At 71.9% G+C, this 17331-nt stretch carries 15 protein-coding genes; 9 read left to right on the forward strand and 6 right to left on the reverse strand.

The window, feature by feature from the left end:
• Positions 1 to 76: 76 nt before the first annotated feature.
• On the forward strand, positions 77 to 3415 hold the full coding sequence (locus tag ACIBH1_RS14390; RefSeq protein WP_397314161.1) for a BTAD domain-containing putative transcriptional regulator: 3339 nt from the start codon (positions 77 to 79) through the stop codon (positions 3413 to 3415).
• Here ACIBH1_RS14390 and ACIBH1_RS14395 read toward each other — a convergent pair.
• Together ACIBH1_RS14395 and ACIBH1_RS14400 are read right to left on the reverse strand one after the other, a co-directional pair.
• Positions 3412 to 4362, reverse strand: coding sequence for a CU044_5270 family protein (locus ACIBH1_RS14395; RefSeq protein ID WP_397314162.1), 951 nt, complete (start codon positions 4360 to 4362; stop codon positions 3412 to 3414). The genes ACIBH1_RS14390 and ACIBH1_RS14395 overlap by 4 nt on opposite strands.
• Entirely contained in the window at positions 4355 to 4942 is a 588-nt protein-coding gene (locus tag ACIBH1_RS14400; RefSeq protein WP_397314163.1) for an RNA polymerase sigma factor, read from the reverse strand. The genes ACIBH1_RS14395 and ACIBH1_RS14400 overlap by 8 nt, the downstream gene beginning before the upstream one ends.
• Positions 4943 to 5026: 84 nt before the next feature.
• On the opposite strand from ACIBH1_RS14400, the gene ACIBH1_RS14405 reads away from it, so the two are divergent.
• Both ACIBH1_RS14405 and helR read left to right on the forward strand, forming a co-directional pair.
• Entirely contained in the window at positions 5027 to 5530 is a 504-nt protein-coding gene (locus tag ACIBH1_RS14405) for a GNAT family N-acetyltransferase (RefSeq protein WP_397314164.1), read from the forward strand.
• 201 nt (positions 5531 to 5731) lie between these two features.
• Positions 5732 to 7867: an RNA polymerase recycling motor ATPase HelR gene (gene helR / locus ACIBH1_RS14410; protein WP_397314165.1), complete on the forward strand. Its 2136-nt coding sequence runs from the start codon at positions 5732 to 5734 to the stop codon at positions 7865 to 7867.
• 21 nt (positions 7868 to 7888) lie between these two features.
• On the opposite strand, the gene ACIBH1_RS14415 is transcribed toward helR, so the two are convergent.
• Positions 7889 to 8401 carry a hypothetical protein gene (locus ACIBH1_RS14415; protein WP_397314166.1) on the reverse strand — a complete coding sequence of 171 codons (513 nt, stop codon included), beginning with the start codon at positions 8399 to 8401 and terminating at the stop codon, positions 7889 to 7891.
• 166 nt (positions 8402 to 8567) lie between these two features.
• Here ACIBH1_RS14415 and ACIBH1_RS14420 point away from each other — a divergent pair, with 166 nt between their 5' ends.
• Positions 8568 to 9074 carry a DedA family protein gene (locus tag ACIBH1_RS14420; RefSeq protein ID WP_397314168.1) on the forward strand — a complete coding sequence of 169 codons (507 nt, stop codon included), beginning with the start codon at positions 8568 to 8570 and terminating at the stop codon, positions 9072 to 9074.
• Between the two features lie 22 nt (positions 9075 to 9096).
• Here ACIBH1_RS14420 and ACIBH1_RS14425 read toward each other — a convergent pair whose 3' ends face one another.
• On the reverse strand, positions 9097 to 9288 hold the full coding sequence (locus ACIBH1_RS14425) for a YegP family protein (protein ID WP_397314169.1): 192 nt from the start codon (positions 9286 to 9288) through the stop codon (positions 9097 to 9099).
• Positions 9289 to 9373: 85 nt separating this feature from the next.
• Here ACIBH1_RS14425 and ACIBH1_RS14430 point away from each other — a divergent pair, with 85 nt between their 5' ends.
• Positions 9374 to 10192 (forward strand): D-alanyl-D-alanine carboxypeptidase family protein, encoded by an 819-nt coding sequence (locus tag ACIBH1_RS14430; RefSeq protein ID WP_397314170.1) that lies wholly within the window; start codon positions 9374 to 9376, stop codon positions 10190 to 10192.
• An 87-nt stretch (positions 10193 to 10279) separates the two neighbouring features.
• Here the strand turns inward: ACIBH1_RS14430 and ACIBH1_RS14435 are convergent, their stop codons facing one another.
• The gene (locus ACIBH1_RS14435) at positions 10280 to 11089 is read right to left on the reverse strand and encodes a TrmH family RNA methyltransferase (protein WP_397314171.1); all 810 of its coding nucleotides are present in this window, start codon (positions 11087 to 11089) and stop codon (positions 10280 to 10282) included.
• A complete protein-coding gene (locus tag ACIBH1_RS14440; protein ID WP_397314173.1) occupies positions 11082 to 11840 on the reverse strand; it encodes a DUF4184 family protein in 759 nt (252 codons plus the stop codon). The genes ACIBH1_RS14435 and ACIBH1_RS14440 overlap by 8 nt, the downstream gene beginning before the upstream one ends.
• A 69-nt stretch (positions 11841 to 11909) precedes the next feature.
• Here ACIBH1_RS14440 and ACIBH1_RS14445 point away from each other — a divergent pair, with 69 nt between their 5' ends.
• The 4 genes from ACIBH1_RS14445 to ACIBH1_RS14460 all read left to right on the forward strand — a co-directional run bounded on the left by ACIBH1_RS14445 (position 11910) and on the right by ACIBH1_RS14460 (position 17323).
• Positions 11910 to 12530, forward strand: a complete 621-nt coding sequence (locus tag ACIBH1_RS14445) for a cation transporter (RefSeq protein ID WP_397314174.1) — start codon at positions 11910 to 11912, stop codon at positions 12528 to 12530.
• A gap of 219 nt (positions 12531 to 12749) precedes the next feature.
• On the forward strand, positions 12750 to 14435 hold the full coding sequence (locus ACIBH1_RS14450; RefSeq protein ID WP_397314175.1) for an ABC transporter substrate-binding protein: 1686 nt from the start codon (positions 12750 to 12752) through the stop codon (positions 14433 to 14435).
• Positions 14436 to 14520: 85 nt separating this feature from the next.
• Entirely contained in the window at positions 14521 to 16602 is a 2082-nt protein-coding gene (locus ACIBH1_RS14455; protein ID WP_397314176.1) for a sigma factor-like helix-turn-helix DNA-binding protein, read from the forward strand.
• A 307-nt stretch (positions 16603 to 16909) separates the two neighbouring features.
• A complete protein-coding gene (locus ACIBH1_RS14460) occupies positions 16910 to 17323 on the forward strand; it encodes a hypothetical protein (protein WP_397314177.1) in 414 nt (137 codons plus the stop codon).
• The last annotated feature ends 8 nt before the right edge of the window (positions 17324 to 17331 follow it).

Consider the following 17331-nt stretch of genomic DNA (forward strand, 5'->3'; position numbering starts at 1 on the left):
TATCCGAACAGAACAAAGACCTTGTGCGCTCTTCGGATGCGCGCATAGCGTGGCGGCTGACATGGTGACTGGTTCAGTGGCGTTCCGGGTTCTGGGGCCGGTCGAGGCCTACAACGACAACGGCGACGAACTCGACCTCGGCGGGTTGCGGCAACGGGCCGTCCTCGCCCGATTGCTCGTGGCCAGGGGCCAGGTCGTCCCGGTCGACACCCTGCTCTACGACCTGTGGTCCGACGACACCGCCAAGGGCGCGCAGTCGGGACTCCAGGTCTACATCTCACGGCTGCGCCGCGTGCTGGAGCCCGGCCGTCCCCGCGGCGGGCCCAACCGGCTGCTCATCACCGTCGCCAGCGGCTACGCGCTGCGGGTCGCCGCCGAGCAGGTCGACGCGCTCCGCTTCGAGCAGCTGGTCCGCGCGGCGGGCGAGCACCTCGACCAGGACGACCCGTCGAGCGCCCGCGCCCGCCTGGAGAAGGCCCTGGGCCTGTGGCGCGGCACGCCCTACTCCGACTTCGCCGACCAGCCGTGGGCGGAGGCCGAGGTCAACCGCCTCACCGAGCTGCGGCTGGTCGCCCGCGAGCGCCACGCCGACACCGGGCTGCGCCTGGGCATGCACGCCGAGACCGTGCCCGACCTCGAGGCGATGACGACCGATAACCCCCTGCGCGAGGAGGGGTGGCGGCTGCTGGGCCTGGGCCTGTACCGCTGCGGGCGCCAGGGCGACTCGCTGGCCGCGCTGCGCCGCGCCCGCACCATCCTCGCCGACGAGCTGGGCATCGACCCCGGGCCCGCCCTGCGCAAGCTCGAGTCCGACATCCTCGCCCAGTCGCCCGAGCTGGAGCTGGTGCTGCCGCAGCGCCAGGCCGCCAAGCCGCCGGTCACCGACACCTGGCCGCCGCGCCCGGCCACGCCCGTGGAGCCGCCGCCGCTGGAGCCGGAGCCGTTCGTGGGCCGCGACGCGGAGCTGACCAGGCTCACCACCGCCGCCGCCCGCACCGGCCGCTTCGAGGTGGCCATCGTCACCGGCGACGCGGGCGCGGGCAAGACCACCCTGGTGCGCCAGGTCGAGACCCGGCTCACGCGCGACGGCTGGCGCACCGCCAACGGCGCCTGCCCCGACTCCAGCGCCACCCCGCCCGGATGGGGCTGGGTGCAGATCCTTCGCAAGCTGATCGACCAGACGGGACCCGGCGAGTACGGCACGCTGCTGGCGCCCATGCTCGCCGACGCCGACCCCGATCCCGACGACGACGAGGTCTCCGGCGGTTTCCGCATGCACCGCGCGGTGGGCGGCTACCTGGCCGGGGTGGCGCGCAGCGCTCCCGTGCTGCTGACCCTCGAAGACCTCCACTGGGCCGACGACCAGACCCTGGCCCTGCTGCGCGCGCTGCCCAGCCTGCTGGCCACCAGCCGGGTCTTCCTCGTGGTGACCTGCCGCGACAGCGAGCTCGACGACCGCCAGGCCGACGTGCTGGCCGCGCTGGCCAGGCTGAGCCCGGTGCGGGTCGCGCTGAGCGGGCTCGACCCGAAGGCCGCCGCCGAGCTGGTCCGCGCCACCTGCGTGCGCGAGATCGACAGCCAGGCGATCGAGTCGATCGTCGAGCGCACCGGCGGCAACCCGTTCTTCGTGCGCGAGACCGTGCGCCTTCTCGACGCCGAGCGCGCCGACGCCGCCGAGGTGCTCTCCGCGGTGCCCTCCGGCGTGCGCGACGTGCTGCGCCGGCGCATCTCCCGCCTGCCGCAGGGCGCGCAGCAGATCCTGCTGCAGGCCGCGGTGATCGGGCGTGACGTCGACGTCGACGTGCTGGTCGACGTCGCGGGCGGCGACGAGGACGCCGTCGTGGAGGCGGTCGAGGCCGCCCTGCTGGCGGGCCTGGTCACCGAGCCCGGTCCCGGCATGCTGCGCTTCGACCACGACCTGGTGCGCGACACGATCTACTCCGACGCCTCCCGGCTGCGCCGCACGCGGTTGCACGCCGCCGTCGCCTCGGTGATCGAGCGCCGCAACCGGAACGACGTGCCGGCGCTGGCCCACCACTACTTCGCGGCCGACGCCACCGACCAGGCGGTCACCTACGCCAAGCTCGCGGCCGAGCAGGCTGAGCGCCGCTGGGCCTACCGCGAGGCGGCCCAGCTGTGGGAGCAGGCGCTGACGGCCTTCGACCGGTCGGGCAGCGGCGACACCCGCGAGCGCCTGCTGATCATGCTGCGCCAGATCCTGGCGCTGGCCCTGTGCGGCGACATGACCGCGGCCCGCCAGCTGCGCCGCCAGGCGATGGACCTGGCGCTGCCGCTGAAGGACCTGGAGATCACCGCCCGCGTCGCGGCGTCGCTGGCCGTCCCCCACAAGGGCATGGCGCGCGACTTCACCCGCACCGCGTGGGACGTCGTCGACGTCACCGAGAAGGCGCTCATCGAGCTGCCGGCCGGCGAGCAGACCCTGCGCGCCAGCCTGCTCACCACGCTCGCCCTGGAGCTGGAGGGCTCCTCCTCGCCCGAGCGCGGCCGCCAGGCCTCGCTGGAGGCGCTGGAGCTGGCCCGCCAGAGCGGCGACCCCGCCCTGCTGGCGGCGGCGCTGAGCGGGCGCCTGCGGCAGTCCTACGACATCCCCGCCGTCGACATGCGCGAGACCATCGGGCGCGAGCTGCTGGAGGTCGCGCGCAGCTCAGGCCAGATGGCCGTGCAGGCGCTGGCCCACTTGGTGCTGCTGGAGTGCGCGGCGGCCCGCGGCCAGTTCGCCGAGTCCGACCGGCACGCCCGCGCGGCCGAGCAGCTGGCCAAGCAGTACGACCTGTCCGCGCCCGCCGCCGTCGTCGCCTGGTACGCCGGGCAGAAGCTCATGATCGCCGGCGACTACCCCGCCGCCGAGAAGGCCTACCGCGAGGCGGCCCGCATGACCGCCCGCGCCGGCATGCTCGAAGGCCGCCAGGACCTGCCGCTGATCACGACGTTCTGCCTGCACCTGGTCGAGGGACGCGCCGCCGACATGGTCGACGTGCTCGCCGAGGCCCACCAGCGCGGCGCCAAGTGGACCCTCGACGCCTACGCGCTGGCCCTGGCCTCCGCCGGTCACGAGAAGGACGCCCGCGCCGTCGCGGCCACCAGGCCGCCGGTCAGGCCCGACTACCTCTACGAGCTCGCCATGACCTGGCGGGCGCTGGCCGGCATGCTGCTCGACGACCGCGAGCGCATGGTCGACTGCTACGACAAGCTGGTGCCCTTCTCCGACCGCATCGCCGGAGCGGGCACCGGGGTGGTCGCCCTGTGGCCGGTGGCGCTGACCCTCGGCGACCTGGCTGTCCGGCTCGGCCAGCCCGACGAGGCGCGCCGCCACTACGACAAGGCGCTGGAGGTGGCCGAGCGAGTCGGCGTGGCCCGCTGGGTCGAGGCAGCCCGCCAGGCCAGGGCGCGTTAGGGCACGTCGCCTGGGTTGTCGACGATGCCGGAGCCGAGGACCGTGACGGAGAAGACCGAGCCCTTCCTGAAGGCGACCTCGCCCCGGATCAGGTAGTCCTGCAGGTAGATCGTCTGGTCGGCGAGCACCCGGTAGGTGGTCGGGTCGAAGATGCGGTAGCGGCGCGAGACCGTGGGGTCGTAACCCAGCTCGGGTCGATACATGCCCAGCCCCACCCGTCCCGCGGCGTCCGTGACGCCCTGCTCGATGGTCACGCCGGGGATCTTGGCCAGCGCGCGGAAGATGGCCGCCTCCAGCTTGGGCGGCATGACCGCCTGCTGGCCGAGGTAGACCCCGAGCACCCGGTAGGCGCGCGAGGCGGGATCCTCGCCGCCCTCGGCCGAGCCCTCGCCCTTGGGCAGGTCGATCCAGTGACGGTCGCCCGTCACGTGACGCAGCAGCTCGTCGGGATCGGTGGGCAGCTCGGCCAGCTTGCGCGCGTAGCCCTGGGGCGGCAGGTCGTCGTCGCCGGGGTCGGGCGCCACGTCGACCACACGTATGGTCCCGTCCGGCCGTCGGGAGGCGGTCTGCTTGCCGTCGTAGCGGATCCACTGCTCCTGTTCGGTCCGCTCGCCCGTCGCCGGCTGCACGCCGAGGGTCCTGGTGTACTGCCACTGGTCGGGTCGCGGCCTGGAGGGCGCCGCCCGCTTCTCCGCCGCCCTGGCCGCCTGCTCCAGCGCGGTCTCCGCGTTCAGCAGCACCGTCGCGGGTACGGCCTGCGTGACCTGCGGCCGCTCGGCCGTCGCCACCACGACGGCCGCCGCCGCCACCGCCACGACGAGGACCGACGGCATCACCGGCAACCTCCGCCGGCGCCTGAGCGCCCGCTTGCGCAGCTCGCGCAGCATGTCGGCGTCGGGCTCCGGCGCGTCGGCCCGCAGCTCCCGCAGGAGCTTCAGGTCATCCATGGTCCTCCTCCTGCTCCGCGGTCGGGTCAACGCCGCCCAGCGCCTCGCGCGTCTTCCTCCTGGCCCGGTGCAGCCGCGAGCGGACCGTGCCGACGGGGATGCCCAGGGCCGCGGCGGTCTCCTCGTAGCTCAGGTCCGCCCAGGCGATGAGCAGCAGCACCTCACGGTCCTCCGGTGACAGCACCGCCAGCGCCCCCGCCAGATCGCGCTGTGCCGCCGAGGCTGTGACCCGTGCCTCCACCCTGTCGGCGTAGCTCTCCGCCACCTCGTCGACTCCGGTCCTGGCCAGCGCCAGGTAGAACCGGACCTCGGTACGGCGGTGCCTGCCGATCAGGTTGGCCGCTATGCCGTACAGCCAGGGTCTGGCGTCCGGGTAGGAGACGTCGTACTTCGCCCTGCGTCGGAAGGCGGCCAGGAACGTCTCCGCCACCACGTCGTCGGCCAGGTGCTCGCCCAGCCGCCTGGTCACGTAGCGGTGCAGGGCGGGAGCGTGCCTGTCGAACAGGGCCGCGAACTGCGCGGGATCTCGCCTGGACCGCTGGATCAGCTCCGCGTCGGCCAGGCTCACATCGACGGTCAAGCCTCGGCTCCGTTCCTCGGGTGTCATCCTCTTTCACCCGGAGGCGGGATTCGAGTTCTCGGTCCGTGCGGTAGAACTGTCCCGGTGACCGACTTGCGGGTTTTCGAGCCGACCGACGCTCCCATCGTGGCCTCCTGGATCGACAGCGAGGAGTCCCTGGTCGTCTGGTCGGGCAAGGCCGCGTTCAGCTGGCCGTTCGATCCTCGCCAGCTCGTCGCCTTCCACGCCGCCGATCCCACCCGCCGGCCGTACGTCGCCGTGGACCGGGGCGGCGCGCCGGTCGGCCACCTGATGCTGCGCTCCACGGGCGGGGCGGTACGGCTCGGCATGGTGCTCGTGTCACCCGCGGCGCGCGGTCGCGGGCACGGCGAGGCCATGATCGTGGCCGGGCTGGCCGAGGCGTTCGCCTCGCCTGACGTCACCAGTGTGGAGCTCGGGGTCTACGCCCACAACGCCGGCGCGATGCGGCTCTACGAGCGGCTGGGATTCCGCGCCGAGCACGTCGACGAGCGGTCGGTGTCGATCGGCGGGCAGTGGTGGGACTCGGTCACCATGAGGCTGACGCGCCAGGAGTGGCAGGAGTCGTGAGGGAGGCGGAAAAGGGGAGCACCACACCTTTCCACTCTCAACGTATAGCGCAGTGGGGGGCTTGCGGCAAGACCCCGGTCATGCCGCACAATCGACCACCGAGCCCACAACCTGCGGAAACGGGGGACGTAGGTGCGGCCGTGCCCGATCGGCACGCGCGCACGCGCCCTCCGCACGCGACTCAGATCGGAGCATCACCTGTTGACCATCAGCGCGTTTGATCTTCCCGCCCGCCTGTCCCAGAAGGCCGACCCGGCCCTCATCGCCGCCGACGAGAAGCACTTCGCGGCCATCGCGCGGAGCCTCGAGGAATCGATCGCCGAGCTGGAGGCCCGACTCGACGCCGAGCGCAGGGCTCCCGGCGGCAAGGGCCGCCAGGCGCTGGACCGCGACCTGGAGATCCACCGGCTGACCGCTCGCCTGCGCGCCCTGCGGCGCTTCGGGCTGGACCTGTGCCTGGGCCGCATCGTCTCCGCCGACGACCCCGAGCCCGTCTACATCGGGCGGCTCGGACTGACCGACACCACCGGCCGCCGGTTGCTGGTCGACTGGCGCTCGCCGGCCGCCGAGCCGTTCTTCGGCGCGACCCACGGCAACCCGATGGGCCTGGCCAGCCGCCGCCGCTACCGGTGGACCCGCGGCCTGATCAGCGACTACTGGGACGAGGTGTTCACCGACGACGGCTTCGAGGGCCACGCCGCGCTCGACGACCAGTCGGCCTTCATCGCCAGCCTGGGCGCCGACCGCTCACCCCGCATGCGTGACGTGCTCGGCACCATCCAGGCCGACCAGGACGCCATCATCCGCGCCGGATCGAGCGGCGCCCTCGTCGTCGACGGCGGTCCCGGCACCGGCAAGACCGTCGTCGCGCTGCACCGCAGCGCCTACCTGCTCTACTCCGAGCCCCGGCTCGGCCACCACGGCGGCGTGCTGTTCGTCGGCCCGCACCAGCCGTACCTGGCCTACGTCGCCGACGTCCTGCCCAGCCTGGGCGAGGACGGCGTGCGCACCTGCACGCTGCGTGACCTGGTCCCCGAGGGCGCGACGGCCGCGCCCGAGTCCGACCCCGAGGTGGCCAGGCTGAAGTCGTCCGCCGACATGGTCGGGGCGATCGAACCGGCCGTGCGGTTCTACGAGAACCCGCCCACCACCGGCATGACGGTCACCACCCACTGGGAGGACGTCTGGCTGAGCGCGGAGGACTGGGCCGAGGCGTTCGACGCGCCGGAGCCGGGCACCCCGCACAACGACGCCCGCGACCAGATCTGGGAGGCGCTCGTCACGATCCTCATGGACAAGCACGGGGGCGAGATCTCGGCCGAGCTGTTCCGCAAGTCGCTGCTGCGCGACCGCGCGCTGGTGACGGCGTTCAACCGGGCCTGGCCGCTGATCGAGGCGACCGACCTCGTCGGCGACCTGTGGACCGTCCCCGCCTACCTGCGGATGTGCGCCCCGTGGCTGAGCGTCGAGGAGATCCGCCGGCTGCGCCGCGCCGACGGCCAGGCGTGGACCGTCTCCGACCTGCCGCTGCTCGACGCGGCCAGGCAACGGCTCGGCGACCCCGAGACCTCGCGGCGCAAGCGCAGGCAGGAAGCCGCGCTGGCGGTCCAGCGCGAGCGCATGGCCCAGGTCGTCGACAACCTCATCGAGGCCGACGACGACGGCGAGGGGCTGGTGACGCAGCTGCGCAGGGCCGACCTGCAGCGGAACCTGGTCGACGAGTCCGAGTTGCCCACCGCCGACCCCGACGTGCTCGCCGGGCCGTTCGCGCACATCGTCGTCGACGAGGCGCAGGAGCTGACCGACGCGCAGTGGCAGATGCTCCTGCTGCGCTGCCCGTCGCGGAGCTTCACCATCGTCGGCGACCGCGCCCAGGCACGCCACGGCTTCACCGAGTCGTGGCAGGAGCGGCTGGAGCGGGTCGGGATCGACCGGATGACTCTGGCCTCGCTGGCTGTCAACTACCGCACGCCCGAGGAGGTCATGGCGCAGGCCGAGCCAGTCATCAGGGCGGCGCTGCCCGACGCCAACGTGCCTGCCTCGATCCGCAGCAGCGGCATCCCCGTCACCCGGGGGACGGTGCCGGAGCTGGCGCCCATCCTCGGCGCCTGGCTCGCCGAGCACGCCGAGGGAGTCGCCTGCGTGATCGGTGATCCTTCGTTCGAGGAGACGCCCCGCGTCAGGTCGCTGACGCCGGAGCTGGCCAAGGGACTCGAGTTCGACCTGGTGGTGCTCGTCGATCCCGATTCGTTCGGCGACGGCATCGAAGGGGCGGTCGACCGTTACGTCGCCATGACCCGGGCGACGCGGCAGCTCGTCATCCTCACGAGCCCCTGATCACGCCCGGAGGGCGGGGCCTCAGCAGGTGACCTGGAAACGGTCGCTCTTGACGGTGGTCCCGCCCTTGACGGTCAGGTCGATCCGGTACCAGCCGGGGTTGTCGACGACGCGGGTCTCCCAGGCGACGGTACGCTTGGAGCCGGAGAAGCCGGCGTGCTCGGCCAGGTGGGCGTGCCACTTCTTGGAGGTGGGGCTCCACCGCATCAGGCGCCAGCCGTACAGCAGCGTCGAGGACGGGTCGGCGTTGACCGCGACGGAGGAGGCGGTCAGGTCGCTGCGGCAGCCGCCGGAGCGCAGCACGCTGACGGCGATGGAGCCGGGGGCGCTGGTCGCGGCGGTGACCGGCGTGGCGACCGGGGTGGCGACCTCGGCGGTCTGCGAGGCCAGGGAGAGGGTCTGGGTGGGCGCGGAGTTGGCGGTGTCGTAGGCCGAGAAGCCGACGTATGCTCCGGTGAAGACCAGAGCGGTGACGAACAGCTTGGCGGTGTGGGCTGTGCCGGTGGCCAGAACCGCTGCGCTTCTCGAAGTCATGATCAACACCCTTTCCCTCTCACATACAGGTGTAAGGGAAGGCGATTGACCCCGGCTTGACCCCAGCTTGCAAGCCACTGAGGCGGGGCGGCCGATGTGGCACCGGCCACGGCGATAAAATAAGGTAAGGCTGACCTAACGCGTGATTAAGGGGTGGGAAAACTCGATGCCGATACGTATCGCCATCCCTGATCCGACCGCGGCCTCCTGGCTCGGCCTCCCGCTGTGGTTGTGGGTGACGCTCGGCGCGATCGCCCTCTTCGGCGCCTTCCAGGCCTACTACTGGATCGGCTACAAGCTGGGCGAGAAGCTCTACGACTCGCGCTTCGGCCGCCGCCTGCCGCGGGCGCAGATCCAGCGGGTCGAGCGGGTGGTGGAGAAGTGGGGAGCCCTGGCCGTCTACGGCTGCTTCTGGGTGCCCGTGCTGCGCCACACCCTCCCCTGGGTGGCGGGCGTGCTGCGGGTCTCCTACCCCTGGTACGTGGTGGCCAGCGCGCTGGGCTGCCTGACGTGGGTGCCGGTCACCTCCTTCGCCCTCTACAGCGTGATCTGGGGCTGGCTGAAGATCGCCGCCAGCTCGCCGCTGACCGCGGGGCTGATCCTGCTGGCGGCCGTGGTCGCGTTCGTCCTGTGGCGCAGGCACCGCAGCACGAAGAAGGCCCTCGCCGCCTGACGAGAGCCTCCCGAGTCCAGAATCAGACGGCCGCGAGCGTCTCGTCGACGATGGTCGCCTCGGCGGCGTGCTTGCGCACCGACTCGACGCCGTTCACGCACGCCGCCTTGGTGGTGTAGGCCTCGCTGACCGCGATGGTCTGCCCGTTGGCCGCGACGAGCTTGAAGCGGAACTCTCCCCGCTTGTCCTTGCTGATGATGAACTTCCCAGCCATGATGATCTCCCCCGTTTTACGGCCGATAACGATCATTTACCCAGGTCACGGCCGCGTTTCCCCGAAATGGGGTCAAGTTCCTGCCATGCTGCTGGTCATGCGCATCGGGGGTGCTTTCGGCTCGGCCGTACTGATCATGACCGTGTTGTCCACGGCGCCGGCGACGGCGGCGACACAACCGGAGGTGGCCGCCAGGGCGGTCTACGTCGTCGACTCCGCCAGGACCGTCCACTACTCCAAGCGGGCCACGAAGCGGGCGCCCGTCGCCAGCCTCGTGAAGATCATGACCGCCTACGTCGTGCTGCGCGAGGCGAGGCTCAGCGACGTCGTCACGATCAAGAAGGTCGACGTACGGCACGCGATCGCCAACGGCGCCACCAGCGCCTCCCTGGTCAAGGGCGAGCGCCGCACGGTCGAGGAACTGCTCCACGGCCTGATGCTGCCCTCGGGCGCCGACGCCTCCAACGCCCTGGCCCGCGCCTACGGCCCCGGCAAGAGCGCCTTCGTCGCCAAGATGAACGCCGCCGCCAAGCGGCTCGGCATGGCCGACACGCTCTACACCAACGCCGACGGCCTGCCGTCGCGCGCCTACTCCACCCCTGCCGACCAGGCCACGCTCACCATGGCCGCCCTCGCGAACCCGACGTTCCGCGCGATCGTGTCGCGGCGCACGTACAAGATCCCCGGGCACACCTGGCGCAACAGCAACCAGCTGCTGGGCTCGGAGGGGGTGATCGGGGTGAAGACCGGGTTCACCACCGCCGCGGGCTTCTGCCTGGCCTTCGCCGCCGACCGGGGCGGGCGGCGCATCGTGGGGGTGCTCCTGGGCGACCAGGACAAGCGCCGCTTCCGGACCGCAGAGCAGCTGCTCGACTACGCCGAGAGCCGGATCGCCGGGTCGTAGCGCCTCCGGCCGCCGCAGGTCACGAGCGCGTGGCCTGTGGCGCCCCTCAGCCGCCGTAGGTCACGAGCGTCTGGCCTGTGGCGCCCCTCAGTCGCCGTAGGTCACGAGCTCGTAGCAGGCGATGGCGGCCGCCGCGACCACGTTGAGCGAGTCGACGCCGCGCGCCAGCGCGCCCGGGTCCATCTTGATGCGCACCGCGTGGTCGGCCTCGTGCAACCACCGCGACGACAACCCGTGCCCCTCCGAGCCCAGCAACAACGCGGCCCGCTCCCCCAGCGACACCTCGCGCAACGGGATCGCGTCGGCGGCCGGCGTCAGCGCCAGCGTCTGGAACCCCGCCGCCCGCAACTGCGCCAGCCCGTCGAACCAGTCGTCGAGCCTGGCGTACGGCACGGCGAACACGGCGCCCATGGAGACCTTGACCGCGCGCCGGTAGAGCGGGTCGGCGCAGCGCGGCGACAACACCACGGCGTCGACCCCGAGCGCGGCGGCGCTGCGGAACAGGGCGCCCACGTTGGTGTGGTCGACGATGTCCTCCAGCACCACGACCCGCCGCGCCTTCTCGATCACCTCGGCCACGCTGGGCAGCTCCAGGCGCTCCATCGAGGCCAGCGCTCCCCTGTGCACCTGGAAGCCGGCGATGCCCGACATCACCTCGTCGGCGACCACGTAGACGGAGGCCTCCTCCGGCACGTCGTCGAGCGTGCGCAGCCAGCGTTCCGTGGTCAGCACCGAGCGCACCGGATGGCCGGCGGCGATCGCCCGCCTGATGACCTTCTCCCCCTCGGCGAGAAACAGCCCGCGCTCGGCCTCCAGGCTCTTGCGCAGCTCCACGTCGCGCAGCCCGGTGTAATCGGTCAGGCGCGGATCGTCGAGGTCGTTCACATACTCAAGCACGCCTTGCAGTCTGCCAGTGCCACAGGGCCACGTAGCCGACCAGGACGAACATCAGCCCGACGAGCGTGCCCGCGCCGACCTTGGTGAGCACGCTGGGCAGGCCCAGCCAGGGCGTGGGCTCGTCGATCATGGGCCAGACGAAGGCGCCCGCGACCATGCCGGCGGCGCTCGAACCCAGGACCGTCCAGCGTGCCCGCCGGCTGAGGACGAGGCGCTCGGGCGTGGCGGCCGTCTCCATGCGGTTGAGCGCCCGCCAGGCCCACCAGGCCACGATCGCCAGGCCCACGACCGACGAGCCGTACTGCAGCAGCCTGAAGACCCTGATCACCCCGAACACCTCGTGGTCGAGCCAGGTCCAGCCCCAGATCTCCAGGCTGTAGGTGTGGGTGAAGGAGTCCCAGAACACGTGGGTGAAGGCGCCCACCATGGCGCCGAAGACCACGGGCAGCGGGCGGAAGCCCGGCCGCAGCGTCGCCGCCCTGCCCGCCAGCGCGGGCGGCAGCAACGAGATCAGCGGTTCCCTGAACACCTCCTGGAACAGGCCCAGTACCAGGATGACCGCGACCACGTCGATGGTCAGCACGCCGTAGAGGCTGTGCCAGTGCCCGTACTCCGGCAGGAAGGGCAGGAAGATCGGCAGGTCCGGGATCATCGCGCCCACGGCCAGGGCCCACGGGTCCAGCCACCGCCTGATGCGGGGTGAGGAGATCAACGGCACCACGGCGGCGATGTGGCTGGGAGTGAATGGCACGTTTCAATCTTGGCCGGTTTTCGACAGGACGCGCCATTGTCGCGTTACGTGACCAGTAACGTACTTAGGGTGCTAGACATCCATGAACGCCCGGCCGCCTGGTTGCGCGACGCGCGGCGGGCGCGCGCCCTGTCCGTGCTCACCCTCGCCTGGTTGTCGGTGGAGGCGATTCTCGGCCTGACCGCGGGCTTTCGGGCGCACTCGGTCGCGCTGATCGGCTGGGGCCTGTCCGCGCTGGTGGAGGCGCTGGCCAGCCTGATCGTGGTGTGGCGCTTCACCGGCGGACGCACCTTCAGCGAGGTGGCCGAGCACCGGGCGCAGCGGGCGGTGGCGGTCAGCTTCTGGCTGCTGGCGCCGTACCTGGTCGTGCACGTCTGGCACGACCTCGACGCCGGGCACCGGGCGGGGCCGACGATGCTCGGGGTCGTGGTGACCGCGATCAGCCTCGTCAGCATGCCCGTGCTGGGGGTGGCCAAGCGGCGGCTGGGCAGGCGGCTGGGCTCGCCGGCGACGGCGGGCGAGGGCACCCAGAATCTCATCTGCGCGGCCTCGGCGGCGGGCGTTCTCGTGGGCCTGGCGGCCGGTTCCAGGGGCTGGTGGTGGGTCGATCCCGCCGTGGCGCTGGCCCTCGCCGCGGTCGCCGTACGCGAGGGTTTTCGCGCCTGGCGCGGTCACGGATGCTGCCACTGATTGACACCCTGGGTAATCGGTGCACCAAAAGGATGGTTTTGCCACGTAAAGCGCAGCGAGTATCGTTCCTCAAGCATTGCGGAGTATCTGCCGCCAGGATCTCCCAAAGGGAACAGCGAAGAGGACACCGTGGGGCGACACCGCACAGACGAGCGAGACGACGGATACCGTGGCTACCAGGCCACTCCGAGCCGGCGGCGCAGCCGTGGCAGGGGCAGGGTGCTGGTGCCACTGGCCGGTGCGGTCGCGCTCGCCGTGCTGCTCGGCGTCGCCGCCTTCGTGATCTTCAACAAGGAGCAGGGCTGCTCCGGCGAGAAGATCGCCCTGCGCGTGGTGGCCACCCCTGACATCCAGCCGGTGATCTCCAAGGCCGCCGACACCTTCTCCAAGGCCGCCCACGACGTCGACGGCCGGTGCATCGCCGTCACCGTGGCCAAGGAGAGCGCCGCCAAGACCGCGGGCGCGCTCCAGGCGGGCAAGCCCCCCGCCGAGGTGTGGGTCGCCGACTCCGGCCTGTGGATCTCCCAGCTGCGCGCCAGCGCCGAGGGCGCCTCCCTGCCCGAGACCACCGCGACCATCGCCAGCTCCCCGATCGTGCTGGCCGCCTCCGCCGCCTCCGCCAAGAAGCTCGAAGGCACCCTCCAGCCGAGTTGGGAGGGCATGATCAGCGCGGCCAACGTCGCCAGCACGGAAGGCGCCGCCAAGAAGATCCGCGTCCTGGCGCTCGACCCCGCCAAGAACTCCGCCGGGCTCACCGCCCTGCTGGCCGCCGCCGGGGCCGCCCAGGCCGCGGGCACCGACCAGAAGGCGCTGCTCGGCGCGATGAAGAAGCTCTCGCGCGAGATGGCCGCCGACCCGAGCGCCCTGCTGGCCAGCCTCACCGTGCGCTCCGGCGCCAAGGTGCCGATCGGTGTGTCCAGCGAGCAGGCCATCTGGGCCCACAACGACAAGAAGCCCGACGCCCCCGTCGTGCCGCTCTACCCCACCGAGGGCACGCTGAGCCTCGACTACCCGTTCGTGGTGCTCTCGCCCGACACCACCATGCGCAAGGCCGCCGAGGCCTTCGCCAAGGAACTCGGCACCGACGCCACCAAGAAGCAGCTGCGCGACCTCGGCTTCCGCACCCCCGACGGCAAGGGCGGCGCGGCCCTGGCCAAGGACAAGGGCTTCAGCTCCGCCGCTCCGCAGGCCCTCGACGCGCCCGACGCCAAGACCGTGGCGAGCATGGCCCAGTCGTGGACCCGCCTGAACCTCGGCACCCGCATGCTCGCCCTGGTCGACGTCTCCGGCACGATGGCGATGCCGGTGCCTGGCACCGGCCTGACCCGCATGCAGGTCATCGCCCAGACCGCGCTCGGCGGCCTCGGCATCTACGACGCCAAGGCCGAGATCGGCGCCTGGTCCTTCTCCACCCACCTCGACGGGCAGGGCACCGACTACAAGGAGCTCGTCTCCGTCGGACCGCTCGGCGAGCCCGTCAACGGCGTGCTCCGCAAGGACCTGCTGGGCGCCACCCTGACCAACATCCAGGCCAAGCCGACCGGCGACACCGGACTCAACGACACCCTCAAGGCCGCCTACGGCAAGATGGTCGAGGAGTACGCCGAGGACAAGATCAACGTCCTGCTGGTGCTGACCGACGGCGCCGGCAACGACGACCCCGACGGCGGCGTGAACAACACCGAGATCCTTCAGTACCTGAAGGAGACCTACGACCCCAAGCGCCCGGTCAACCTGCTGCTGATCGCCTTCGGACCCGACGCCCCTCCCGGCAAGTCGCGCATGGACGCGCTGGCCAAGGCCACCGGCGGCGAGGCGTTCATCGTGAAGAATCCGCTCGACGTGAAGAACGTCTTCCTCGAGGGCATGGCGCGCAGGCTCTGCGCCCCCAACTGCGACGGCTGATACCCACTGGTTATCGGCCGCCATCCGGGCACGGCCAAGCGGCGTCCCCTCAGACGTAGCACACGTTCTGCGGGGAGGAACTTCCGTGCCCGGATGGCCGAAGGTCGACGCCGACGACAGACAGCTCATGGACGCGCTGCGGCGCGGCGACCGTCAGGCCCCCGCCGACCTGTACGACGCCTACGCGGAGCGGCTGCACGACTACGCCTGCTCGCTGCTGGCCGAACGCGAGGCCACGGCGCAGGCCGTACACGACGCGCTGGTCACCGCGCAGGGCTGCGTCTCCCAGCTCAAGGAGAGCACCCGGCTGCGCTCGTGGCTGTACGCGCTGACCCGGTACCAGTGCGCCACCCGCTTCACGGGCAACACCTCCGCGCCGCCACCGGTGCTGGACGACCCCGACGACGCGGAACTGGCCGAACTGGTCCACGAGGCGCTGGGCGAGCTGAGCCGCAACGAGCGTGAGGTGCTCGAACTCTCGCTGCGGCACGGCCTGAGCCCGGCAGAGGTGGGCGCGGTGCTCGGTCTGACCTCTCGTCAGGCCACCACCCGGTTGGGCCGGGCCCGCGACCATCTCGAGAACGGCGCCGCGGCCGTGGTGCTGGCCCGCACCGGGCGCGCGCACTGCCCCGACCTGTCGGCGATGGTGGACTCCTGGGAGGGGCCGCTCACGCCCCTGCTGCGCCGGCGGCTGTCGTCGCACATCGGCGGGTGCGAGGTGTGCACCGAGGGCAAGCACCGCAAGGTGTCGGCGGCGCGGCTGCTCGACATGGTGCCGGTGGCCTTTCCGCCGATCTCGCTTCGGCGGCGCGTCATCGAGACGTCCGTCACGCCGGAGCGGCGGGCCGCGGTGATGGAGGGCGTGGGGGGATTCGACAAGAGCGGGTTCCCGGTGGCGGTGAGCGAGCGTGGTCGCCGGGGACGGAGGGGGACGCGCCGCGATCGTACGGCCCAGCCGTACGCCGCCCCGGTCGCCCCGCCGGCTTCCCCGGCCCCGGGCACCCACCGCGACACGGGCCCGTCCACGGGGGCGATGACGGCGGCGATGGCGGGGCCGGACCCGGACGTGGCGTCGGGCCAGGACACTGGCCTGGACACGGGCCTGATGACGGGCCCCACGGCGGCGACTTCCGCGGCCACGGCAGCCACGGGCCTCCACCACGCGCCGCCCGCCGCGGCCGCCTCCCCCCGCGAGACGTCCGGCCCGCGCCTGGAGGGCCCCGGCACTGCCCGGGAGCGCACGGGCGCATCACACGGCACCGGCCCGACTCGGGAGCGCACGGGCGCGTCGCGAGAAGGCGCGGGCACGTGGCGGGAAGGCACGGGCACGTCGCGGGAAGGCACGAGCACGTCGCAGGACGGTGCCGCGTCCCACCGTGACACCTCCCATCGCGACGGGGAGACGATGGCCTTCGGGCGGCGGGACGACGAGGGGGGCGGCCATGCCAGGCGGCGCCCGCGCAAGCTCGCGCCCGTCCTGATCGCGGCCTCCTGCATCCTGCTGGGCACCGGCGCCGTCGCCTGGCTGGGCAGCGGCGAGGAGAAGCGCCCGACCGCGATGCAGATGGTCCCGACCAGCTCCCCCACCGTGGGGCTCGTCGTGCCCGAGGAGCAGCTCACCACCGAGGAGCCCACCGAGGACCCCTCCGACCTCGCCGACGACCCGGACCCGACCACCACGCCCGACCCGGTGCCGAGCGTGCAGCGGCGCCCGGCCGACCAGGGCCGCCCCAGTTCCAGGCCGGTGTCCAAGCCGACGGCGACGCGCAAGCCCGCCTCGCCCGCCGTACGGCTCACGGTCGGCTGTCCTGGCGCCATCGACGGCGCGGGCGCCGTGCGGCTGAGCGCCAAGGGCGGGACGATCACGTGGACGGCCGCCACGTCCGCCGGGCTCAACATCTCCCCCGCGACGGGTACGCTGCGGGCCGGCGCTTCGGTAACGCTGTCCGTGAGTGTGGACGATCCGACCTCCAGCGGCACGGGCACGGTGGCGGTCAGCTCGAACGGCGGCAGCGGCGGCTGCTCGGTGTCGTGGGACGGCGCGGACCCGCCTCCCACCGACGCTCCCGGCACGCAGGCGCCGACGCCGAGCCCGGGTCCGAGCGAGTCGGTCGAGACGTCCGCGACGGAGGTCCCCGAGACCTCCGATGACGCGGTGGGCCTCTGACGCACCACCCGGTCCTGGGCCCTTCGCGCGCGGCGCGGAGGGCCTGGCCGATCTTCAGGTGCGCTCAGGCTGCCTTCAGCCACCGCTCCGTATTTTCGTCACATAATTATGACAAATCACCCTAAATCGGACTTGGGGTCGATGTGACAGGAGCGCATAGGGCATGCTGGGGTGCTTGGGGCCCTTACCCGGCCACGGGGGATATTTGACAGTGTGGTGAAGGACACACCAAAAATCTTGCTCGCCGGGTAAACCTGGAGCGCTCGCCAAGCGTCGGCATTGACGTGCCCGAGCGAGCATTGGTCCCATGAAAGTGGATCTACTACGTCTTTACCCAGGAGTCGGCCGGCAGATGAGGTTTCAGCGGAGAGCGCTTACGTGGGTGATCGCCCTCGCCTGCATCGCGGGGGCAGTGATCGCGCTCGCCGATCTGCAGACCCCGCTCCGTCCACTTCTGATCTCCGTGTTCCTTCTGGTGGTTCCCGGGGCTGCCGTAGTCGGACTGTTGCGTGATCGTGATCCGCTCGCCGCACTATCGGTCGGCGCTGCGGCAAGTCTCGTTCTTAACGTCCTCCTGGCGGAGGCCATGGTGCTCTTCAACGTGTGGTCTCCGCGCGCGGGAGTGGCCACCGTCGCCGTCCTGGGAGCGTTCATGTGGGTGCTCAGAGTGCTCTACCGGGGCAGGAACACTCCGGCCGAACAGGGGGCGAGGTCGCAGTGAGGATCGAG

Origin of the sequence: Nonomuraea sp. NPDC050663 (genome assembly GCF_044456985.1) — a bacterium.
Classification (GTDB): Bacteria; Actinomycetota; Actinomycetes; order Streptosporangiales; family Streptosporangiaceae; genus Nonomuraea.

Excerpts from the sequence above, each read along its gene's own strand:
- ACIBH1_RS14420 (WP_397314168.1), top strand. The coding sequence starts at position 8,568 with ATGCCGATACGTATCGCCATCCCTGATCCGACCGCGGCCTCCTGGCTC.
- ACIBH1_RS14425 (WP_397314169.1), bottom strand. The coding sequence starts at position 9,288 with ATGGCTGGGAAGTTCATCATCAGCAAGGACAAGCGGGGAGAGTTCCGC.
- ACIBH1_RS14430 (WP_397314170.1), top strand. The coding sequence starts at position 9,374 with ATGCTGCTGGTCATGCGCATCGGGGGTGCTTTCGGCTCGGCCGTACTG.
- ACIBH1_RS14415 (WP_397314166.1), bottom strand. The coding sequence starts at position 8,401 with ATGACTTCGAGAAGCGCAGCGGTTCTGGCCACCGGCACAGCCCACACC.
- ACIBH1_RS14460 (WP_397314177.1), top strand. The coding sequence starts at position 16,910 with ATGAAAGTGGATCTACTACGTCTTTACCCAGGAGTCGGCCGGCAGATG.
- ACIBH1_RS14395 (WP_397314162.1), bottom strand. The coding sequence starts at position 4,362 with ATGGATGACCTGAAGCTCCTGCGGGAGCTGCGGGCCGACGCGCCGGAG.